At 59.3% G+C, this 3210-nt stretch carries 4 protein-coding genes; all 4 read right to left on the minus strand.

The window, feature by feature from the left end:
* Positions 1 to 181: 181 nt before the first annotated feature.
* A complete protein-coding gene (locus WBB85_RS19760) occupies positions 182 to 319 on the minus strand; it encodes a hypothetical protein (RefSeq protein WP_432640304.1) in 138 nt (45 codons plus the stop codon).
* Between the two features lie 178 nt (positions 320 to 497).
* Positions 498 to 896, minus strand: coding sequence for an 8-oxo-dGTP diphosphatase MutT (gene mutT / locus WBB85_RS19765; protein WP_432640306.1), 399 nt, complete (start codon positions 894 to 896; stop codon positions 498 to 500).
* Between the two features lie 17 nt (positions 897 to 913).
* Complete coding sequence (gene argJ / locus WBB85_RS19770) at positions 914 to 2191, minus strand: bifunctional glutamate N-acetyltransferase/amino-acid acetyltransferase ArgJ (RefSeq protein WP_432640307.1); 1278 nt, start codon at positions 2189 to 2191, stop codon at positions 914 to 916.
* A 176-nt stretch (positions 2192 to 2367) separates the two neighbouring features.
* Positions 2368 to 3210 carry a peptidylprolyl isomerase gene (locus tag WBB85_RS19775; RefSeq protein WP_432640305.1) on the minus strand — a complete coding sequence of 281 codons (843 nt, stop codon included), beginning with the start codon at positions 3208 to 3210 and terminating at the stop codon, positions 2368 to 2370.

Here is a 3210-nt window from a genome sequence, read left to right on the forward strand (position 1 = left end):
AGATTTCAACGCGTTAGGTGATGAGTTATGTTTCAGGTTAAACGCGAAACGCTGTAGAGCCGGGTTATGGTCATTGCCCCCAGCGCTCCCCGGCCTGATTTGTAATGGTGTCAAAACCAGCAGCGCCAAAAAAGAATGGGGCCCAAGGCCCCATCAAAGCTTCAAGACATGACGCCTGTGCTCAGGCGGCTTTTCCTGAAACCGGATATCCTTCGAAGATCAACTGCCCGACCCGAACCAGAATCTTTCCGTTGTCGAGCTGACGCTCGAAGATTCCCTGTACGGAAACACAGCTTCCAAGTGTGATGGTGCGCAGCATCGCATAAACTCCCCAACATACGGGCTGCTCTGAGTGTAGTGGCAACTCATTAACAGGGAACCAATGACTAGCCCGATCATGTAGCCACATTCCTTTCGCTTTGGAAACGATTATTATTGACCGTTTCGTGTGAGCGGAATGTTGCTTCAACCTATAGTTGCGCATCTTTTCGCGGGTGTCAAAGCCAATCGCGCAAAACGGGAATTAATGGAATGTCAGCCGGGGGCATCGGGTAGTTCCGCAGGTCCCTGGCCCGGACCCAAGCCAATTCCTGCCCTTCACGGGCATGGGGTGTGCCTTGCCATTTGCGGCAGGCAAAGACCGGCATCAGCAGATGGAAGCTGTCATAGGAATGGCTCGCGAAGGTAAGGGGCGCGAGGCAGCTTTTCCAGGTGTCGATGCCGAGTTCTTCGTGCAGTTCACGGATCAACGCGGCCTCGGGCGTTTCGCCCGGCTCGACCTTGCCGCCGGGAAACTCCCAAAGACCAGCCATGGACTTGCCTTCGGGTCGACGGGCAAGAAGCACCCGCCCGTCGACATCGATCAAGGCAACAGCCGAAACCAGAACGACCTTCACGGCTGATGCATCGTCCTTCACGACCGGTAATCGGCGTTGATGTCGATATAGCCGTGGGTCAGATCGCAGGTCCAGACGCTCTTCGACGCCTTGCCAAGCCCCAGATCGACCTGAATCAACAGCGCATTGCCCTTCATATAGGCCGAGGTCTGTTCTTCCGAATAGTCCGGGCTGCGCCAGCCGTTCTCAGCCACCAGAATGTCGCCAAAACGGATCGACAACTTGTCGCGATCGGCCTTGCCGCCGGATTTGCCGACTGCCATGACGATGCGGCCCCAATTGGCGTCTTCACCGGCGATGGCGGTCTTGACCAGAGGCGAATTGGCGATGGCCATGGCGATGCGGTGGGCATTGGCGGCATCGGAGGCACCTGTTACGCGCACCTCGACGAACTTGGTGGCGCCTTCGCCGTCCTTCACCACCTGATGGGCAAGGTCCAGCATCACGTCGCGCAGGGCCGCCTCGAACGCCTTGGCCGGTTTCGACCGCATATCGGCGATCTCGGCGGCCTTCGACTTGCCGGTCGCGGCAACGATCAGGGCATCGGAAGTGGAGGTGTCGCTGTCCACCGTGATCGCGTTGAAGGTTTGGTCAACCTGACGCGAGACGATCTTTTGCAGATTGGCGGCCGAGATTTTCGCATCGGTGAAGATATAGACCAGCATCGTCGCCATATCCGGCGCGATCATGCCCGATCCCTTGGCGATACCGGCGATGCGGATCTTGCCGGCGTCGGTTTCCACCTCGGCCGATGCCCCTTTCGGGAAGGTATCGGTCGTCATGATCGCCCGTGCGGCCAGCTCAATCGCATCGTCCGAGAGCGCGGCTTTCAGATCGTCGAGTTTCGCCGTTATGCGCTCATGCGGCAGGGGTTCGCCGATGACGCCGGTGGAGGAGGAGAAGACCCGCGATACCGGCATGGCCAAAGCCTTGGCCACGCCGCCGGTCACTGCATCGACCGCTTCCTGCCCCAGGGCGCCGGTAAACGCGTTGGCATTGCCGGAATTGACGATGATCGCCGCGCCATCCTTTGGCCCGGCCGCCAGTTTCAGCTTGGCCTGACAGTCCAGAATGCAGGCCGCGCGGGTCGATGAGCGGGTGAAGGCCCCGGCGATAGCTGTGCCGGGGGCAAGCCGGGCCAGCATCACATCGGTGCGGTTCTTGTAACGCACATTGGCCTCGACCGTGGCGAATTCGACGCCTGCGATCTTTGGCAAAGACGGAAAACCGTCCTTCGGCGCAAGGGGGGAAACCGGGTGTGCCGTCTTGGTCTTGGCAGCAACCGCGCTGGCCATGTCCGAGATCGCACCACTCATGGCATTGTAGGCATCGCCTGCGGCCTCTTCCAGCTGCGGGCGGACATCCTCATCAAACTGCTTGCGCAGTTTCTTGAGCTTGCCTTTCAGCTTCTTTGCCTCGGACTTCCAGTCATTGCCTTTCTTGGCCATCGCCAATCCCCTTGCTGGAGTGTTCAGTTATCAAGAAGTTCAGAGTTTTTCAGGATTGCCGGGTCGATACCTTCGACTGTCTTTTCGACCTCTGCGGCGTCAGTCAGTGCCTTGACCTTTTCTTCGACGGCGCTGCCCTGAAGTTCGCCTGCCAGTTCATCGCGCACATCCTCGATGGTCGGGGCGGCGGCGCTGCGGGTCTCGTTCAGCTTGATGATGTGCCAGCCGAACTGGGTCTGAACCGGGTCGGAAACCTGACCGGGCTCCATACCGATGACCACATCCTCGAACGGTTTGACCATCATGCCGACGCCAAACCAGCCAAGATCACCGCCATTGGGCCCCGACGGGCCGGTGGACTTTTCCTTGGCCGTCGCGGCAAAGTCAGCACCGCCGTCAATCTCGGCCTTGATCGCCTTTGCCTCTTCCTCGGTCTCGACAAGGATATGGGCCGCGTTGAATTCCTTGCCGGGTTCAACGCTGGAATAGCGTTCGTTAAAGAGTGCTTCGATTTTTTCGTCGGTGACGGCTGCCTTGGCGACCTCATCCAGCGTTACACCCGCCAGATAGCTGCGGCGCTGGTTCTCCAGAACCAGATTATCGCGCTTGCGCAATGAGGCTTCAGCCTCGGCCGAGAGCGAGACCTGCTGGATGATCTGGTCTAGAATGCCGTCGAACAGGGTCTGGTCGTCGAGTTGCAGATACTGCGCCGGCAGGTTGTCGCGCAGTGCGATCATATGGCCGAGCGTGATCTTGGTGCCGTTCACGGTTGCCACGACGGTATCGGCCGTCGGGTCTTCGGCACAGGCCGCGCCGGTCAGTGCCAGCGACAGGGCAAAAGCGCCGAGAATGTGGGCCGGTTTCAA

Origin of the sequence: Albidovulum sp. (assembly GCF_049646345.1) — a bacterium.
Lineage (GTDB): Bacteria > Pseudomonadota > Alphaproteobacteria > Rhodobacterales > Rhodobacteraceae > Albidovulum.

Coding starts and splice junctions, on each gene's coding strand:
- WBB85_RS19760 (WP_432640304.1), bottom strand. CDS start 319: ATGCTGCGCACCATCACACTTGGAAGCTGTGTTTCCGTACAGGGAATC.
- argJ (WP_432640307.1), bottom strand. CDS start 2,191: ATGGCCAGCGCGGTTGCTGCCAAGACCAAGACGGCACACCCGGTTTCC.